This window comes from Phenylobacterium sp., assembly GCF_036502675.1.
Classification (GTDB): Bacteria; Pseudomonadota; Alphaproteobacteria; order Caulobacterales; family Caulobacteraceae; genus Phenylobacterium.
Map to the genome: position 1 here is coordinate 39,112 of NZ_DASXYF010000051.1, position 12,880 is coordinate 51,991.

The 12,880-nt window shown below is 68.2% G+C and carries 24 protein-coding genes; all 24 read right to left on the reverse strand.

From position 1 onward, the window contains the following. Positions 1-58: 58 nt before the first annotated feature. The gene (locus tag VGL30_RS05690) at positions 59-631 is read right to left on the reverse strand and encodes an adenylate kinase (RefSeq protein WP_331537689.1); all 573 of its coding nucleotides are present in this window, start codon (positions 629-631) and stop codon (positions 59-61) included. Between the two features lie 46 nt (positions 632-677). Next, positions 678-2,027, reverse strand: coding sequence for a preprotein translocase subunit SecY (gene secY / locus VGL30_RS05695; RefSeq protein ID WP_331537691.1), 1,350 nt, complete (start codon positions 2,025-2,027; stop codon positions 678-680). A 73-nt stretch (positions 2,028-2,100) separates the two neighbouring features. Beyond that, positions 2,101-2,589 (reverse strand): 50S ribosomal protein L15, encoded by a 489-nt coding sequence (rplO, locus tag VGL30_RS05700; protein WP_331537693.1) that lies wholly within the window; start codon positions 2,587-2,589, stop codon positions 2,101-2,103. A 93-nt stretch (positions 2,590-2,682) separates the two neighbouring features. After that, positions 2,683-2,862: a 50S ribosomal protein L30 gene (gene rpmD / locus VGL30_RS05705; protein ID WP_414694959.1), complete on the reverse strand. Its 180-nt coding sequence runs from the start codon at positions 2,860-2,862 to the stop codon at positions 2,683-2,685. A gap of 5 nt (positions 2,863-2,867) precedes the next feature. Beyond that, on the reverse strand, positions 2,868-3,446 hold the full coding sequence (gene rpsE, locus VGL30_RS05710) for a 30S ribosomal protein S5 (protein ID WP_331537695.1): 579 nt from the start codon (positions 3,444-3,446) through the stop codon (positions 2,868-2,870). A gap of 10 nt (positions 3,447-3,456) precedes the next feature. Further along, a complete protein-coding gene (gene rplR, locus VGL30_RS05715; protein WP_331537697.1) occupies positions 3,457-3,813 on the reverse strand; it encodes a 50S ribosomal protein L18 in 357 nt (118 codons plus the stop codon). 3 nt (positions 3,814-3,816) lie between these two features. After that, positions 3,817-4,350, reverse strand: coding sequence for a 50S ribosomal protein L6 (gene rplF / locus VGL30_RS05720; RefSeq protein WP_331537699.1), 534 nt, complete (start codon positions 4,348-4,350; stop codon positions 3,817-3,819). A 1-nt stretch (position 4,351) separates the two neighbouring features. Further along, the gene (gene rpsH / locus VGL30_RS05725) at positions 4,352-4,747 is read right to left on the reverse strand and encodes a 30S ribosomal protein S8 (protein WP_331537701.1); all 396 of its coding nucleotides are present in this window, start codon (positions 4,745-4,747) and stop codon (positions 4,352-4,354) included. 12 nt (positions 4,748-4,759) lie between these two features. After that, positions 4,760-5,065: a 30S ribosomal protein S14 gene (rpsN, locus tag VGL30_RS05730; RefSeq protein WP_331537703.1), complete on the reverse strand. Its 306-nt coding sequence runs from the start codon at positions 5,063-5,065 to the stop codon at positions 4,760-4,762. Between the two features lie 21 nt (positions 5,066-5,086). After that, the gene (gene rplE / locus VGL30_RS05735) at positions 5,087-5,644 is read right to left on the reverse strand and encodes a 50S ribosomal protein L5 (RefSeq protein ID WP_331537705.1); all 558 of its coding nucleotides are present in this window, start codon (positions 5,642-5,644) and stop codon (positions 5,087-5,089) included. Continuing rightward, entirely contained in the window at positions 5,637-5,951 is a 315-nt protein-coding gene (rplX, locus tag VGL30_RS05740; protein ID WP_331537707.1) for a 50S ribosomal protein L24, read from the reverse strand. Before rplX ends, rplE begins: the two co-directional genes overlap by 8 nt. Beyond that, positions 5,951-6,319 carry a 50S ribosomal protein L14 gene (gene rplN, locus VGL30_RS05745; RefSeq protein ID WP_331537709.1) on the reverse strand — a complete coding sequence of 123 codons (369 nt, stop codon included), beginning with the start codon at positions 6,317-6,319 and terminating at the stop codon, positions 5,951-5,953. The genes rplX and rplN overlap by 1 nt, the downstream gene beginning before the upstream one ends. 12 nt (positions 6,320-6,331) lie before the next feature. After that, positions 6,332-6,580, reverse strand: coding sequence for a 30S ribosomal protein S17 (gene rpsQ / locus VGL30_RS05750; RefSeq protein ID WP_331537711.1), 249 nt, complete (start codon positions 6,578-6,580; stop codon positions 6,332-6,334). An 11-nt stretch (positions 6,581-6,591) separates the two neighbouring features. Further along, positions 6,592-6,786: a 50S ribosomal protein L29 gene (rpmC, locus tag VGL30_RS05755; RefSeq protein ID WP_331537713.1), complete on the reverse strand. Its 195-nt coding sequence runs from the start codon at positions 6,784-6,786 to the stop codon at positions 6,592-6,594. Then, the gene (gene rplP / locus VGL30_RS05760; protein ID WP_331537715.1) at positions 6,786-7,220 is read right to left on the reverse strand and encodes a 50S ribosomal protein L16; all 435 of its coding nucleotides are present in this window, start codon (positions 7,218-7,220) and stop codon (positions 6,786-6,788) included. Before rplP ends, rpmC begins: the two co-directional genes overlap by 1 nt. 11 nt (positions 7,221-7,231) lie before the next feature. Next, complete coding sequence (gene rpsC / locus VGL30_RS05765; RefSeq protein WP_331537717.1) at positions 7,232-7,987, reverse strand: 30S ribosomal protein S3; 756 nt, start codon at positions 7,985-7,987, stop codon at positions 7,232-7,234. Beyond that, a complete protein-coding gene (gene rplV / locus VGL30_RS05770) occupies positions 7,987-8,367 on the reverse strand; it encodes a 50S ribosomal protein L22 (protein WP_331537719.1) in 381 nt (126 codons plus the stop codon). Before rplV ends, rpsC begins: the two co-directional genes overlap by 1 nt. A 1-nt stretch (position 8,368) precedes the next feature. Next, positions 8,369-8,647, reverse strand: a complete 279-nt coding sequence (rpsS, locus tag VGL30_RS05775; protein ID WP_331537720.1) for a 30S ribosomal protein S19 — start codon at positions 8,645-8,647, stop codon at positions 8,369-8,371. Positions 8,648-8,650: 3 nt separating this feature from the next. After that, on the reverse strand, positions 8,651-9,487 hold the full coding sequence (rplB, locus tag VGL30_RS05780) for a 50S ribosomal protein L2 (RefSeq protein WP_331537722.1): 837 nt from the start codon (positions 9,485-9,487) through the stop codon (positions 8,651-8,653). A gap of 4 nt (positions 9,488-9,491) precedes the next feature. After that, positions 9,492-9,791: a 50S ribosomal protein L23 gene (locus VGL30_RS05785; protein WP_331537724.1), complete on the reverse strand. Its 300-nt coding sequence runs from the start codon at positions 9,789-9,791 to the stop codon at positions 9,492-9,494. Next, positions 9,791-10,429: a 50S ribosomal protein L4 gene (rplD, locus tag VGL30_RS05790; RefSeq protein ID WP_331537726.1), complete on the reverse strand. Its 639-nt coding sequence runs from the start codon at positions 10,427-10,429 to the stop codon at positions 9,791-9,793. Before rplD ends, VGL30_RS05785 begins: the two co-directional genes overlap by 1 nt. Then, positions 10,426-11,187 carry a 50S ribosomal protein L3 gene (gene rplC / locus VGL30_RS05795; protein ID WP_331537728.1) on the reverse strand — a complete coding sequence of 254 codons (762 nt, stop codon included), beginning with the start codon at positions 11,185-11,187 and terminating at the stop codon, positions 10,426-10,428. The genes rplD and rplC overlap by 4 nt, the downstream gene beginning before the upstream one ends. 12 nt (positions 11,188-11,199) lie before the next feature. Next, positions 11,200-11,508 carry a 30S ribosomal protein S10 gene (rpsJ, locus tag VGL30_RS05800; RefSeq protein ID WP_012521787.1) on the reverse strand — a complete coding sequence of 103 codons (309 nt, stop codon included), beginning with the start codon at positions 11,506-11,508 and terminating at the stop codon, positions 11,200-11,202. 323 nt (positions 11,509-11,831) lie between these two features. Further along, on the reverse strand, positions 11,832-12,659 hold the full coding sequence (locus VGL30_RS05805; protein WP_331537733.1) for a GIN domain-containing protein: 828 nt from the start codon (positions 12,657-12,659) through the stop codon (positions 11,832-11,834). Positions 12,660-12,880 lie beyond the last annotated feature (221 nt).

Below are 12,880 nucleotides of genomic sequence, written 5' to 3' on the forward strand. Positions count from 1 at the left end.
TTAAGCGCTGATTTCTAACTGTCCGATCACGTCCCGATCCGGGCGCGGAACCGGGTGTTCACCATCGGGGGGCGTCGAGGGCCTCGTCGATGGCGCAAGCCACTTCGTCCACCGTTCCCATCCCGTCGACCTCCACCAGCTTGTTGTGGTTCTGGTAGTAGGGCAGCAAGGGCGCGGTCTGGTCGTTGTAGGCGGCCAGGCGGACCTTGAAACTCTCCGGATTGTCGTCGGGCCGGCCGGATTCGGCGAAGCGGCCGGCGATCCGTTGCAGCAGGGCAGCGTCGTCCACCTTCAGCCGGATGACCAGGTCGATGCGCGCGCCGCGGCCCTCCAGCATCGTGTCCAGCGCCTGGGCCTGGGCCAGGGTGCGCGGGAAGCCGTCGAAGATCGCGCCGCCGGCGGCGTCGGCCTCGGGCAGGCGCTCCTCGATCAGCGAGACCACGATGTCGTCGGAGACCAGGCCGCCCTCGCGCATGATGCCCTCCACACGCTTGCCCAGCGGCGAGCCGGAGGCCACGGCGGCGCGCAGCATGTCGCCGGTGGAGAGCTGGACCATCCTGCGGGAGTGCACCAGGCGCTTGGCCTGGGTCCCCTTCCCCGCCGCGGGCGGACCGAACAAAATCAGATTCATAAATTACGTTCCCCCTCGCGGGCGCCAATCTCGCCCGGAAGCCTGCTCAGCGGGTGCGGCCGCCGCGCAGCTTGGATTTCTTGATCAGGCCCTCGTACTGGTGGGCCAAAAGGTGCGACTGGATCTGCGTCACCGTGTCCATGGTGACGCTGACCACGATGAGGATCGAGGTGCCGCCCAGGTAGAAGGGGGCGTTGTAGAAGCCGATCAGCGCCTCGGGCAGCAGGCAGACCACGGCGATATAGGCGGCGCCGATCACGGTCAGGCGGCTCAGCACGTAGTCGAGATATTCCGCGGTGCGCTTGCCGGGGCGGATGCCGGGCAGGAAGCCGCCGTACTTGCGCAGGTTCTCCGCCGTGTCCTCCGGATTGAACACCACCGAGGTGTAGAAGAAGCAGAAGAACACGATCAGGGCGCCGTAGAGCAGCATGAACAGCGGCCGGCCATGCTGCAGCTGGCCCACCGCGCCCGGCAGCCACTGGGCCCAGGCCGGCAAGTCGGCGGTGGCGGCGAAGCCCATCACCGTGGCCGGCAGCAGCAGCAGGCTGGAGGCGAAGATCGGCGGGATCACGCCCGAGGTGTTGATCTTCAAGGGCAGGAAGGAGGTGTCGCCGCCGAACATGCGGTTGCCCTGCTGGCGCTTGGGGTACTGCACCAGCAGCCGGCGCTGCGAGCGTTCCATGAATACGATGGCGAACACCACCGCGATGGCCAGCCCCACGATCAGCAGCACCGCCATGCCCGACAGGGCGCCGGTCTGGGTCATGGCGAACATCTGCGCCACGCCCTGCGGCAGCACCGCCACGATGCCGGCGAAGATGATCAGCGAGACGCCGTTGCCCACCCCGCGGCTGGTGATCTGCTCGCCCAGCCACATCAGGAACATGGTGCCGCCGGTGAGCGTCACCACCGTCGAAAGCAGGAAGAACGGCCCGGGATTGAGCACCAGGCCCTGGTTCGCCTGCAGGGTGGCGGCGATCCCGAAGCCCTGGAACACGGCGAGGACGACGGTCAGGTAGCGGGTGTACTGGTTGAGCTGCTTGCGCCCCGCCTCCCCGCCTTCCTTCCGGAGCTTTTCCCACGGCGGATAGATGGTGCCCAGCAGCTGCACGATGATCGACGCCGAGATGTAGGGCATCACGTTCAGCGAGAAGATCGCCATGCGCTGCACGGCGCCGCCCGAGAACATGTTGAACATGCCCAGGATGCCCTTGGCCTGGCCGGAGAAGGCCTGGGCGAAGGCGACGGAATCGATGCCCGGGATCGGGATGTGGGTGCCGAGGCGATAGACCACCAGCGCCGCCAGGGTGAACCAGATGCGCTTGTGCAGCTCGGTCGCCTTCTGGAAGGCGCCGACGTTCAGGTTGGCGGCAAGCTGTTCGGCGGCCGAGGCCATCTACATCCCCACGATCACGGTCGGGTCGTACATAGGAGGTTCGACGCCCCCTGTCATCGGCCCGACACGGGCGTCAGACCTCGGCGGCGGCCGGCGTATCCTTGCGGGTGGTGGTGAGCTTGCCGCCGGCCTTCTCCACCGCTTCGCGGGCGGAGGCCGAGGCGTGGTGCACCGTGATGTCCAGCTTGGACTTCAGCGCGCCCTTGCCCAGCAGCTTCACGCCGTCCTTGACGCGGCGCAGCACGCCCGAGGCCACCAGGACCTCGCCGTCGATCGGCTTGCCGGCGTCGAGCTTGCCGGCGGCGATCGCCTGCTCCAGGCGCCACAGGTTGACCTCGGCGAAGTCCTTGCGGTCCAGGCTGTTGAAGCCGCGCTTGGGCATGCGCATGTGCAGCGGCATCTGGCCGCCCTCGAAGCCGGCGATGGCCACGCCCGAACGGGACTTCTGGCCCTTCACGCCGCGGCCGGCGGTCTTGCCCTTGCCCGAGCCCGGGCCGCGGCCAACGCGCATGCGGCCTTTGACGGAGCCCTCGCGGGGGGCCAGTTCGTTCAGCTTCACCATGTCGCCTCTCCTTGGAGATCTGTCGCCGGGCGGAGCCCGACTCGGCTTTGATAAAAACAGCGCTCGTCCCGGCGAAAGCCGGAACGGGCGGATCTAGTCGGCGACCACCTCGAGCAGGTGCTGCACCTTGGCGATCATGCCGCGCACGGAGGGGGTGTCCTCCAGGGTCGACACGCGGCCGATCTTGTTCAGGCCGAGGCCGGCGAGCGTGGCCCGCTGGTCCTTGGTCCGGCGGATCGGGCTGCCGGTCTGACGAACCTTGATCTGAGCCATCTCGCTTATCCTTCGGCGTCGGCGGGCGCAGCCGAGGCGCCGTCGGCGCGGCGGCCGATCACGTCGGCGACCTTCTTGCCGCGCTTGGAGGCCACCTGGCGGGGCGACGACTGCACCTTCAGCGCCTCGAACGTGGCGCGCACCATGTTGTAGGGGTTGGACGAGCCGACCGACTTGCCGACCACGTCCTGCACGCCGAGGGTTTCCAGCACCGCGCGCATCGGACCGCCGGCGATGACGCCGGTGCCGGGAGGCGCGGCGCGGACCATCACCTTGCCCGCGCCCCAGCGGCCACTGCCGTCGTGGTGCAGGGTGCGGCTTTCGCGCAGCGGCACGCGGATCATCGACTTCTTGGCTTCCTCGGTCGCCTTGCGGATGGCTTCCGGCACTTCACGCGCCTTGCCGTGACCGAAACCCACGCGGCCCTTCTGGTCGCCGACCACCATCAGGGCGGCGAAGGAGAAGCGGCGGCCGCCTTTGACGGTGGCGGCGACGCGGTTGATGTGGACGAGCTTCTCGACGATGTCGCTGTCGGCTTCATCCCGATTCCGGCGGTCGCCGCGCTCTTCGTTCCTGCGAGCCATCGACTGTTCCTTAGAAGTTCAAGCCGGCTTCGCGCGCGGCGTCGGCCAGGGCTTTCACCCGGCCATGGAAAAGATAACCGCCGCGGTCGAACACCACGTCCTTGACGCCCTTTTCGATGGCGCGCTGCGCCACCAGGGCGCCCACGCGGGCTGCGGCGTCCCGGTCGGCGCCCTTGGAGCCCTTATCGGCCTCCAGGGTGGAAGCGGCCGCCAGGGTGACGCCGCGCTCGTCGTCGATCACCTGGGCGTAGATGTTCTTGGACGAGCGGAAGACCGACAGCCGCGGGCGGCCGTTCGCCACCGTGCGGAGCCGGATGCGGACGCGCCGGGCGCGCTTCTTGGTCGTATCGCGGGGAGAGAGCGCCATGGCCTACTTCTTCTTGCCTTCCTTGCGGCGAACCTGTTCGCCGGCATAGCGCACGCCCTTGCCCTTGTAGGGCTCCGGTGGACGCAGGCGGCGGATGCGGGCGGCGGTTTCGCCGACGAGCTGCTTGTCGATGCCGCTGATCTTGATCTCGGTCTGCTTCGGCACGGCGAAGGCCACGCCGGCCGGGGCCGGAACGTCCACGTCGTGGCTGAAGCCGAGCTGCAGCGAGAGCGCCTGGCCCTTGAGGGCCGCGCGATAGCCCACGCCGACCAGCTCAAGCGTGCGCTCGTAGCCTTCGGTGACGCCGACCACCATGTTGTTCACCAGGGTGCGCGACAGGCCCCACATGGCGTGGGCGCGCTGGGTGTCCTGGCGCATGGCCAGGTTCAGCTGGCCGCCGTCCTGGCCGACCACGATGTCGTCGGGCACGGTCCAGGAGAGCTGGCCCTTGGGCCCCTTCACCGTGACCGTCTGGCCTTGGAGGTCGACCGACACCCCGTTGGGCACGGCGACAGCCTTCTTTCCGATACGGGACATGTCAGTACACCCGGCAGAGCACTTCGCCGCCGACGTTGGCGTCGCGTGCGGCGTTGTCGGACATCACGCCCTTCGGCGTGGAGAGGATCGAGATCCCGAGGCCGTTCTTGATCGGCTTCAGGTCGCCGATCGAAGTGTAGACCCGACGGCCGGGCTTGGAGACGCGGGCGATCTCGGCGATCACCGGCAGGCCGTCGAAGTACTTGAGCTCGATCTCGAACTCGGGGAAGGCCCCGGGCTTCTCCACCAGGGCGTAGCCGCGGATGTAGCCTTCGTCGGCCAGCACGTCGAGCACGCGGGCGCGCATCTTCGAGGCCGGCGTGCTCACCTTGGAGCGGCCGCGCATCCCGGCGTTCTTGATCCGGGCGATCAGATCGCCGATCGGGTCGTTGACCATCGTGATCCTCCCTTACCAGCTCGACTTGACGAGGCCGGGGATGTGCCCCGCGGCCCCGAGGTCGCGCAGAGCGATCCGGCTCATGCGCAGCTTGCGATAGTAGCCCCGCGGACGGCCGCTGATCTCGCAGCGGTTGCGGATCCGCACCGCCGAAGAGTTGCGCGGCAGCTCGGCCAGCTTCAGACGCGCGTCGAAGCGGTCCTCCAGCGGCAGGCTGTCGTCGTTGGCGATCTTCTTCAGCGCCTTGCGCTTGTCGGCGAACTGCACGACCAGGCGCTTGACGCGGTTGTTGCGGTTGACGGCGCTTTTCTTAGCCATTTGCTCTTTCCTCTCCCGTCCTTAAGCGTTGAACGGGAACTGGAATTCCCTGAGAAGCTCGCGCGCTTCGTCGTCGGAGTTCGCAGTCGTGCAGACGATGATGTCCATGCCCCAGACCTGGTCGATCTGGTCGTAGTTGATCTCCGGGAACACCAGGTGCTCCTTCAGGCCCATGGCGTAGTTGCCGCGGCCGTCGAAGGAGGTGGGCTTCAGGCCCCGGAAGTCCTTCACCCGCGGCAGGGCCACGGTGACCAGGCGGTCGAGGAACTCGTACATCCGGTCCTTGCGCAACGTCACCTTGGCGCCGATGACCATGCCCTCGCGCAGCTTGAACGCCGCGACCGAGAGGCGCGCGCGGGTCGGCGCGGGCTTCTGGCCGGCGATCAGCGCCAGGTCATGCATGGCCGCGTTGGCCTTCTTGGAGTCCGACACCGCCTCGCCGATCCCCATGTTCAGGACGATCTTGTCCAGCTTGGGGATCTGCATCTCGTTGGTGTAGCCGAACTTCTCCTTCAGCGCCGGGCGGATCTTCTCCCGGTACACGGACTTCAGCCGCGGTTCGTAAGCTTGCTCAGCCATTGATCACCTCGCCGGTCGTCTTGGCGAACCGCACCTTCTTGCCGGACTCTTCGCGGAAGCCGACGCGTGTCGGCTTGCCCTTGGAGTCGACGATGGCCACGTTCGACACGTGCAGCGGCGCTTCCTTGTTCTTGATCCCCCCCTGGGGATCGGCCTGCGAGGGGCGGGTATGGCGCTGAACCATGTTCAGCCCCTCCACCACCACGCGCTGTTCTTTCGGGTTCACCCGCAGGACGGAGCCCTGACGGCCCTTGTCCTTGCCGGCGAGCAGGACGACCCGGTCGCCCTTCTTGATCTTCGCAGCCATCACAGCACCTCGGGCGCGAGCGAAATGATCTTCATGTGGTTCTTCGCGCGCAGCTCGCGCGGAACCGGGCCGAAGATCCGCGTGCCGATCGGCTCGCTTTGCTTGTTGACGATCACCGCCGCGTTCTTGTCGAAGCGGATCACCGAGCCGTCCTTGCGCTTGATGGCCGAGGACGTGCGCACGACGATCGCCTGCAGCACGTCGCCCTTCTTCACGCGGCCGCGCGGGATCGCCTCCTTGACGGAGACGACGATCTTGTCACCCACGCCCGCGTAGCGGCGCTTGGCCCCGCCCAGCACCTTGATGCACATGACGCGGCGGGCGCCGGAGTTGTCGGCGACCTCGAGGTTGGTCTGCATCTGGATCATCGGTCGGACCTTTTACGCCTGAGCCGCGCCGCCCTTAGGCAGCACTTCCCAGGTCTTGAGCTTGGACTTCGGCGCGCACTCGATGATCCGCGCCGATTCGCCAGCCTTGTAGGCGTTGGCCTCGTCGTGGGCGTGATAGCGCTTGGACCGGCGGACGGTCTTCTTCAGCAGCGGGTGCAGGAAGGTGCGCTCCACGCGCACGATCACCGTCTTGTCGCCCTTGTCGGAGACGACCACGCCTTCGAGAATTCGCTTCGGCATATCGGGGTCTCCTAGGCCTTGGCCTGCTTGGTCCGCAGGGTCGTCTTGATGCGCGCGATATCCTTGCGCACCTCGTCGACCCGGTGGGTCTTCTCGAGCTGGCCGGTGGCCCTCTGGAAGCGCAGGTTGAACTGCTCCTTCTTCAGGTTCAGCAGGCTCTCGGCCAGTTGGTCGGGCGTCATGCCCCGGATTTCATCGATCTTCATCACGCGTGCTCCGCGACGGCGGCGGCTTCGATGCGGGTGACCACGCGGGTCTTCACCGGCAGCTTGGCGGCGCCCAGGCGCAGGGCCTCGCGGGCCACGTCGTCCGGCACCCCGTCGATCTCGAACATGATGCGGCCGGGCGCCACGCGGGCGGCCCAGTACTCCACCGCGCCCTTGCCCTTGCCCATCCGCACTTCCGCCGGCTTGTCGGTGACCGGCACGTCCGGGAAGATGCGGATCCACACCCGGCCCTGACGCTTCATCTGGCGGGTGATCGCGCGGCGGGCCGCCTCGATCTGCCGGGCGGTGATCCGCTCGGGCTCGATCGACTTCAGCCCGTAGGAGCCGAAGTTCAGCGTGGCCCCGCCCTTGGTCATCCCGTGGATGCGGCCCTTGAACTGCTTGCGGTACTTGGTCTTTTTCGGAGACAGCATGATCTAAGCCCCTACGCCGCCTGTTCGCGGCGATCGCGACGGCCGCGGTCGGGACGATCGCCCGAGCGGTCGCGTCCGCCGCCCTCGCCGGCCGGGCCGGATTCGCTGGCCAGGCGCTTGTCCAGCGCCATCGGGTCGTGGTCGAGGACCTCGCCCTTGAACACCCAGACCTTCACCCCGATGATGCCGTAGGTGGTCTTGGCCTCGGCGAAACCGTAGTCGACGTCGGCGCGCAGGGTGTGCAGCGGCACGCGGCCTTCGCGGTACCATTCCATGCGGGCGATTTCCGCGCCGCCGAGGCGGCCGGAGACGTTGATCCGCACGCCCTTGGCGCCCAGGCGCATGGCGCTCTGCATCGACCGCTTCATGGCCCGGCGGAACGCCACCCGGCGCTCGAGCTGCTGGGCGATGTTCTCGGCGACCAGCTGGGCGTCGGTCTCCGGCTTGCGGATCTCGACGATGTTCAGGTGCACCTCGCCCTCGGTGAGCGCCGAGAGGTCCTTGCGGAGCTTCTCGATGTCGGCGCCTTTCTTGCCGATGATCACGCCCGGACGGGCGGCGTAGATGGTGACGCGGCACTTCTTGTGCGGCCGCTCGATGATGATGCGCGAGACGCCGGCCTGATAGAGGCGCTTCTTCAGTTCGCGGCGGACCTTGATGTCCTCGTGCAGCAGGCGGCCGTAGTCGGAGCCGTCGGCGAACCAGCGCGAGTCCCAGGTGCGGTTGATGCCGAGGCGCAGCCCGACCGGATTGACTTTCTGACCCATCAGACGGCCTCGCCCAATTCACGCACGATGATGGTGAGCTCCGAGAACGGCTTCTCGATGCGCGAGGCGCGGCCGCGTGCACGGGCGGCGAAGCGCTTCATGACCAGGTTCTTGCCCACGAAGGCCTCGGCCACGACCAGCGAGTCGATGTCCAGGCTGTGGTTGTTCTCCGCGTTGGAGACCGCCGAATAGAGCGCCTTGCGCACGTCCTGCGCGATGCGCTTGGGGCTGAACTCCAGCTCGTTCAGCGCCCGCTGCACCTTCAGGCCGCGGATCGAGGCGGCCACCAGGTTCAGCTTGCGGGCGCTGGTGCGCAGGGTGCGGACCTTGGCCACGGCCTCGGTAGGGGCGAGCCGGCGGGCTTTCGCTTGCTTGCTCATGCTACTTTCTCTTGGCCTTCTTGTCGGCCGCGTGGCCCGGGAAGTACCGGGTGGGGGCGAACTCGCCGAGCTTCATGCCGACCATGTCTTCCGACACCGACACCGGCACGTGCTTTTGGCCGTTGTGCACGCCGAAGATCAGGCCGACGAACTGCGGCATGATGGTCGAGCGGCGCGACCAGGTCTTGATCACGTCCTTGCGGCCGGAGTTCTGCGCAGTCTCCGCCTTCTTCAGCAGATAGCCGTCGACGAACGGACCTTTCCAGACAGAGCGGGTCATGCCTTACCGAGCCTTCCTGGCGTGACGCGAGCGGATGATGAACTTGTCCGTCGCCTTGTTCTTGCGGGTCTTGGAGCCCTTGGTCGGCTTGCCCGTGGGGCTCACCGGGTGGCGGCCGCCGGAGGTGCGGCCTTCGCCGCCCCCGTGCGGGTGGTCGACCGGGTTCATGGCCACGCCGCGCACGTGCGGGCGGAAGCCCTTGTGGCGGCGGCGGCCGGCCTTGCCCAGCACCTCGTTCATGTGGTCGGGGTTGGAGACCGCGCCCACCGTGGCCATGCAGCCGTCCTGCACCATCCGCAGCTCGCCGGAATTCAGGCGGATCTGCGCGTAGCCGGCGTCACGGCCGACCAGCTGGGCGTAGGCCCCGGCCGAGCGGGCGATCTGGCCGCCCTTGAGCGGCTTCAGCTCGACGTTGTGGATGATGGTGCCGATCGGCATGCCGCGTAGCGGCATGGCGTTGCCGGGCTTCACGTCGGCGCGCTCGGCGGCGAGGACCTCGTCGCCGGCCTTCAGCCGTTGCGGAGCCAGGATGTAGGCCAGCTCGCCGTCGGCGTACTTCACCAGCGCGATGAAGGCCGTGCGGTTGGGGTCGTACTCCAGGCGCTGGACGACGCCCGCGACGTCGAACTTGCGGCGCTTGAAGTCCACCTTGCGGTACAGGCGCTTGGCGCCGCCGCCGCGGAACCGCACCGCGATGCGGCCGCCGCCGCCACGGCCGCCCGACTTGGTCAGGCCTTCGACCAGCGACTTCTCGGGCCGGCCCTTGTGGAGCTCGGACCGGTCGACCAGCACCAGCCCGCGGCGCGAGGGGGAGGTCGGATTGAACTGCTTCAAGGCCATCGGATCAGAGCCCCGTCGTAATGTCGATCGACTGGCCTTCGGCCAGCGTCACGATGGCTTTCTTGACGTCGGAACGCCGGCCCATGATCCCGCGGAAGCGCTTGGTCTTGCCCTTGACGTTCAAGGTGTTGACCTTGGTCACGCTGACCTTGAACAGCGCCTCGACGGCGGCGGCGATCTCGTCCTTGGTGGAATCGCCCGCGACCCGGAAGACCACCTTGTTCTGCTCCGAGAGCAGGGTGGCCTTTTCGGTGATCACCGGCGCCAGGATGGTGTCGTAGTGGCGAGGGGTGGGATCGGCCATCACGCAGCCTCCTGCTCGGCGTAGCGCGCTTCGATCGCGCTGACCGCGTCCCGGGTGAGGACGAGGGTGCGGCGACGCAGCACGTCGTAGACGTTGAGGCCGGCGTTCGGCAGCACGTCCACATTGGGGATGTTGCGCGCGGCGCGGGCGAAGTTGGCGTCGACCTCGGCGCCGGCGATCACCAGCACATTGGTCAGGCCCATGCCGGTGAGCTTGGCGCGCAAGGCGGCGGTCTTGGCCTCGCCGACCGTCACGTTGTCCAGCACCACCAGGGCGCCGGACTTCGCCTTGGAGGAGAGCGCGTGGCGCAGCGCCAGCGCGCGGACCTTCTTGGGCAGGTCGAAGGCGTGGCTGCGGACCACGGGGCCGTGGGCCCGGGCGCCGCCGACGAACTGGGCCGCCCGGCGCGAGCCGTGACGGGCGCCGCCGGTGCCCTTCTGCTTGTACATCTTCTTGCCGGTGCGCGAGACCTCGTTGCGGACCTGCACCTTGTGGGTGCCGGCGCGGCGCTTGGCGAGCTGCCAGGTCACCATGCGCTGCAGGATGTCGCCGCGAATCTCTTCGATGCCGAAGATGGCGTCCGACAGCTCGATGGAGCCGCCCTTGCCGCCGTCGAGGGTGATGACGTCGAGCTTCATTGCGCGTCCTCCGGGCCGGCTTCGGCCGCGGGGGCCTCTTCGGCCGGAGTTTCGGCGGGTTCAGCCGCAGCGGCCGCGGCGGCCGACTTGCGCAGGCCCGCCGGCTTCGGCGCGTCGGGGTGCAGCGCCGACTTCACGGCGTCGCGGATCTTGACGAACGAGCCTTCCGTGCCCGGGACCGCGCCCTTGACCAGGATCAGGCCGCGCTCGGCGTCGGTGCGCCAGATGGTGAGGTTCAGCGTGGTGACCGTCTCGTTGCCGAGCTGGCCGGCCATTTTCTTGCCCTTGAAGGTCTTGCCCGGGTCCTGCCGCTGGCCGGTCGAGCCGAGGCTGCGGTGCGAGACCGACACCCCGTGGGTGGCCCGCAGGCCCCCGAAGTTCCAGCGCTTCATGCCGCCGGCGAAGCCCTTGCCGACGGTGGAGCCGGTGATGTCCACCTTCTGGCCGGGTACGAAATGGTCGGCGGAGAGTTCCGCGCCCACCTCGACGAGGTTGTCCTCGGACACCCGGAACTCGGCCAGCTTGCGCTTGGGCTCGACCTCGGCCTTGGCGAAGTGGCCGCGCATGGCCTTGGAGGTGTTCTTCGGCTTCTTGGCGCCGGCCCCGAGCTGGATGGCGACGTAGCCGTCCTTGTCCTTGGTGCGGTGGCCGGTGACCTGGCAGCCTTCGAGGCTGAGCACGGTCACGGGCACATGGACGCCGGCTTCGTCGAAGAAGCGCGCCATGCCCAGTTTCTTGGCGATCACGCCGGTACGCATCGACCGATCCCCCTAAAGCTTGATCTCGACGTCCACGCCGGCGGACAGGTCGAGCTTCATGAGGGCGTCAACGGTCTGCGGGGTGGGGTCGACGATGTCGAGCACGCGCTTGTGCGTGCGGATTTCGAACTGCTCGCGCGACTTCTTGTCGATATGCGGCGAGCGGTTGACGGTGAATTTCTCAATGCGGGTCGGCAGGGGGATGGGCCCCCGCACGGTCGCGCCGGTGCGCTTGGCCGTATTGACGATCTCGCGGGTGGAATGATCCAGCACGCGGTGATCGAAGGCCTTGAGCCGGATGCGGATGTTCTGACGATCCATATCGCTCTTCAATTTCCCCTACAGACGGCGGGCCGCCCGCGTGCATTGACCATTTCAAAGACCAACTCGGTCCCCCTTACGGAGGCCCGGACGCGAAAGTCCGCAAAAACGACAGAGGCCCGCGCCGAAAGCGAGGGCCCTTCCCCGAAACGCTGTAAAAAACATTGCCTCAGGTCGCTCTGCGCACCGCGTCTAGACCCCAAATCACGCCGGGGGCTACAGCCGGTCCAACAGGAGGCGGGTCATTACGCGCTCGCAGACGGCGGGTCAAGCGCCAGATCGCTTGCGCCGCTAGGGTTTTCGAGGCGCGACGCCCCCTCCCCTCAGCCGACGGTGACCGCGCCGGAGCCCAGGACGTGCTTCTCCACCGGCCCGGTCACCCGGCGGGCGTGAATGTCGCCGGAGCCCGCCACCCGCGCCTTCAGGGCGCCGGCCACGCCCAGGAACTCCACGTCGCCGGAGCCGGCGATGCTGACGGTCATCAGGCTGGCGCGGCCGGAGCCCACCTTCACGTCGCCGGAGCCCGCCACCCGGACGTTCAGCGGGCCGGAGATCGCCATCACCGAGACGTCGCCGGAGCCGGCCACGTCCACCTCCAGCGGCCCGCGCACCCGGGCCGCGGTGATGTCGCCGGAGCCCGCGACCCGCAGGCGCGCCTGGCCGGCCGCGCCGGCGCGGGCGTCGCCGGAACCCGCCTGGCTGAGCTTGAGGAGGCCGTCGACGTTGCCGATGGTCCAGTCGCCGCAGCCGGCGCTGGACAGGTCGACGTTGGCCGAGCGGCCAATGACGCCGAACACCGCCCCCCCGGAGGCCAGCTCCACGTTGCGCGGCGTGCGGATGACGATCTGCGGCATCTCGGCCAGGGGCACGTCGCCCAGCCCGGCCACGGTGACCACCACCCCGCCCGCCACGGTGCGGCAGCCGCGGATCTTGCGGTCGAGGTTGCCGTCGATGATCAGCTTGTCGCCGGCCGTCCGCAGCTTGATCGGCAGGCGCGGGTTCTCGCGGACGAACTCCACCTTCACGTCGTTGCGGGCCTCGGGGATCACCGTCACCCGGGCGACCGCGTCGCGCAGTTCCACGGAAGCGGCCTGGGCGCCGCCGGCCGCCATGGCGAAGGCCGCCGCAGTCCAGGCGCAGAATTGGCGCATCCTGTTTCGTCCCCGTGTCGTTGCGGCGCGACGGTAGCCCTCAAGGCGCGCGCCGGCAGCTTAATTCGGGGTCATGAGGTCGCCGGCGCCGGCGGGGGTGCCAATGAAAAGGCCGCCGGGGTTTCCCGCCGGCGGCCTGATCATGGGCGTCCCTGCAGGGCTGGGACTATTCGATGATCTTGGAGACCACGCCGGCGCCCACCGTGCGGCCACCCTCGCGG

Excerpts from the sequence above, each read along its gene's own strand:
- VGL30_RS05690 (WP_331537689.1), bottom strand. The coding sequence starts at position 631 with ATGAATCTGATTTTGTTCGGTCCGCCCGCGGCGGGGAAGGGGACCCAG.
- secY (WP_331537691.1), bottom strand. The coding sequence starts at position 2,027 with ATGGCCTCGGCCGCCGAACAGCTTGCCGCCAACCTGAACGTCGGCGCC.
- rplO (WP_331537693.1), bottom strand. The coding sequence starts at position 2,589 with ATGGTGAAGCTGAACGAACTGGCCCCCCGCGAGGGCTCCGTCAAAGGC.
- rpmD (WP_414694959.1), bottom strand. The coding sequence starts at position 2,862 with ATGGCTCAGATCAAGGTTCGTCAGACCGGCAGCCCGATCCGCCGGACC.
- rpsE (WP_331537695.1), bottom strand. The coding sequence starts at position 3,446 with ATGGCTCGCAGGAACGAAGAGCGCGGCGACCGCCGGAATCGGGATGAA.
- rplR (WP_331537697.1), bottom strand. The coding sequence starts at position 3,813 with ATGGCGCTCTCTCCCCGCGATACGACCAAGAAGCGCGCCCGGCGCGTC.
- rplF (WP_331537699.1), bottom strand. The coding sequence starts at position 4,350 with ATGTCCCGTATCGGAAAGAAGGCTGTCGCCGTGCCCAACGGGGTGTCG.
- rpsH (WP_331537701.1), bottom strand. The coding sequence starts at position 4,747 with ATGGTCAACGACCCGATCGGCGATCTGATCGCCCGGATCAAGAACGCC.
- rpsN (WP_331537703.1), bottom strand. The coding sequence starts at position 5,065 with ATGGCTAAGAAAAGCGCCGTCAACCGCAACAACCGCGTCAAGCGCCTG.
- rplE (WP_331537705.1), bottom strand. The coding sequence starts at position 5,644 with ATGGCTGAGCAAGCTTACGAACCGCGGCTGAAGTCCGTGTACCGGGAG.
- rplX (WP_331537707.1), bottom strand. The coding sequence starts at position 5,951 with ATGGCTGCGAAGATCAAGAAGGGCGACCGGGTCGTCCTGCTCGCCGGC.
- rplN (WP_331537709.1), bottom strand. The coding sequence starts at position 6,319 with ATGATCCAGATGCAGACCAACCTCGAGGTCGCCGACAACTCCGGCGCC.
- rpsQ (WP_331537711.1), bottom strand. The coding sequence starts at position 6,580 with ATGCCGAAGCGAATTCTCGAAGGCGTGGTCGTCTCCGACAAGGGCGAC.
- rpmC (WP_331537713.1), bottom strand. The coding sequence starts at position 6,786 with ATGAAGATCGATGAAATCCGGGGCATGACGCCCGACCAACTGGCCGAG.
- rplP (WP_331537715.1), bottom strand. The coding sequence starts at position 7,220 with ATGCTGTCTCCGAAAAAGACCAAGTACCGCAAGCAGTTCAAGGGCCGC.
- rpsC (WP_331537717.1), bottom strand. The coding sequence starts at position 7,987 with ATGGGTCAGAAAGTCAATCCGGTCGGGCTGCGCCTCGGCATCAACCGC.
- rplV (WP_331537719.1), bottom strand. The coding sequence starts at position 8,367 with ATGAGCAAGCAAGCGAAAGCCCGCCGGCTCGCCCCTACCGAGGCCGTG.
- rpsS (WP_331537720.1), bottom strand. The coding sequence starts at position 8,647 with ATGACCCGCTCTGTCTGGAAAGGTCCGTTCGTCGACGGCTATCTGCTG.
- rplB (WP_331537722.1), bottom strand. The coding sequence starts at position 9,487 with ATGGCCTTGAAGCAGTTCAATCCGACCTCCCCCTCGCGCCGCGGGCTG.
- VGL30_RS05785 (WP_331537724.1), bottom strand. The coding sequence starts at position 9,791 with ATGGCCGATCCCACCCCTCGCCACTACGACACCATCCTGGCGCCGGTG.
- rplD (WP_331537726.1), bottom strand. The coding sequence starts at position 10,429 with ATGAAGCTCGACGTCATCACCCTCGACGGCGGCAAGGGCGGCTCCATC.
- rplC (WP_331537728.1), bottom strand. The coding sequence starts at position 11,187 with ATGCGTACCGGCGTGATCGCCAAGAAACTGGGCATGGCGCGCTTCTTC.
- rpsJ (WP_012521787.1), bottom strand. The coding sequence starts at position 11,508 with ATGGATCGTCAGAACATCCGCATCCGGCTCAAGGCCTTCGATCACCGC.
- VGL30_RS05805 (WP_331537733.1), bottom strand. The coding sequence starts at position 12,659 with ATGCGCCAATTCTGCGCCTGGACTGCGGCGGCCTTCGCCATGGCGGCC.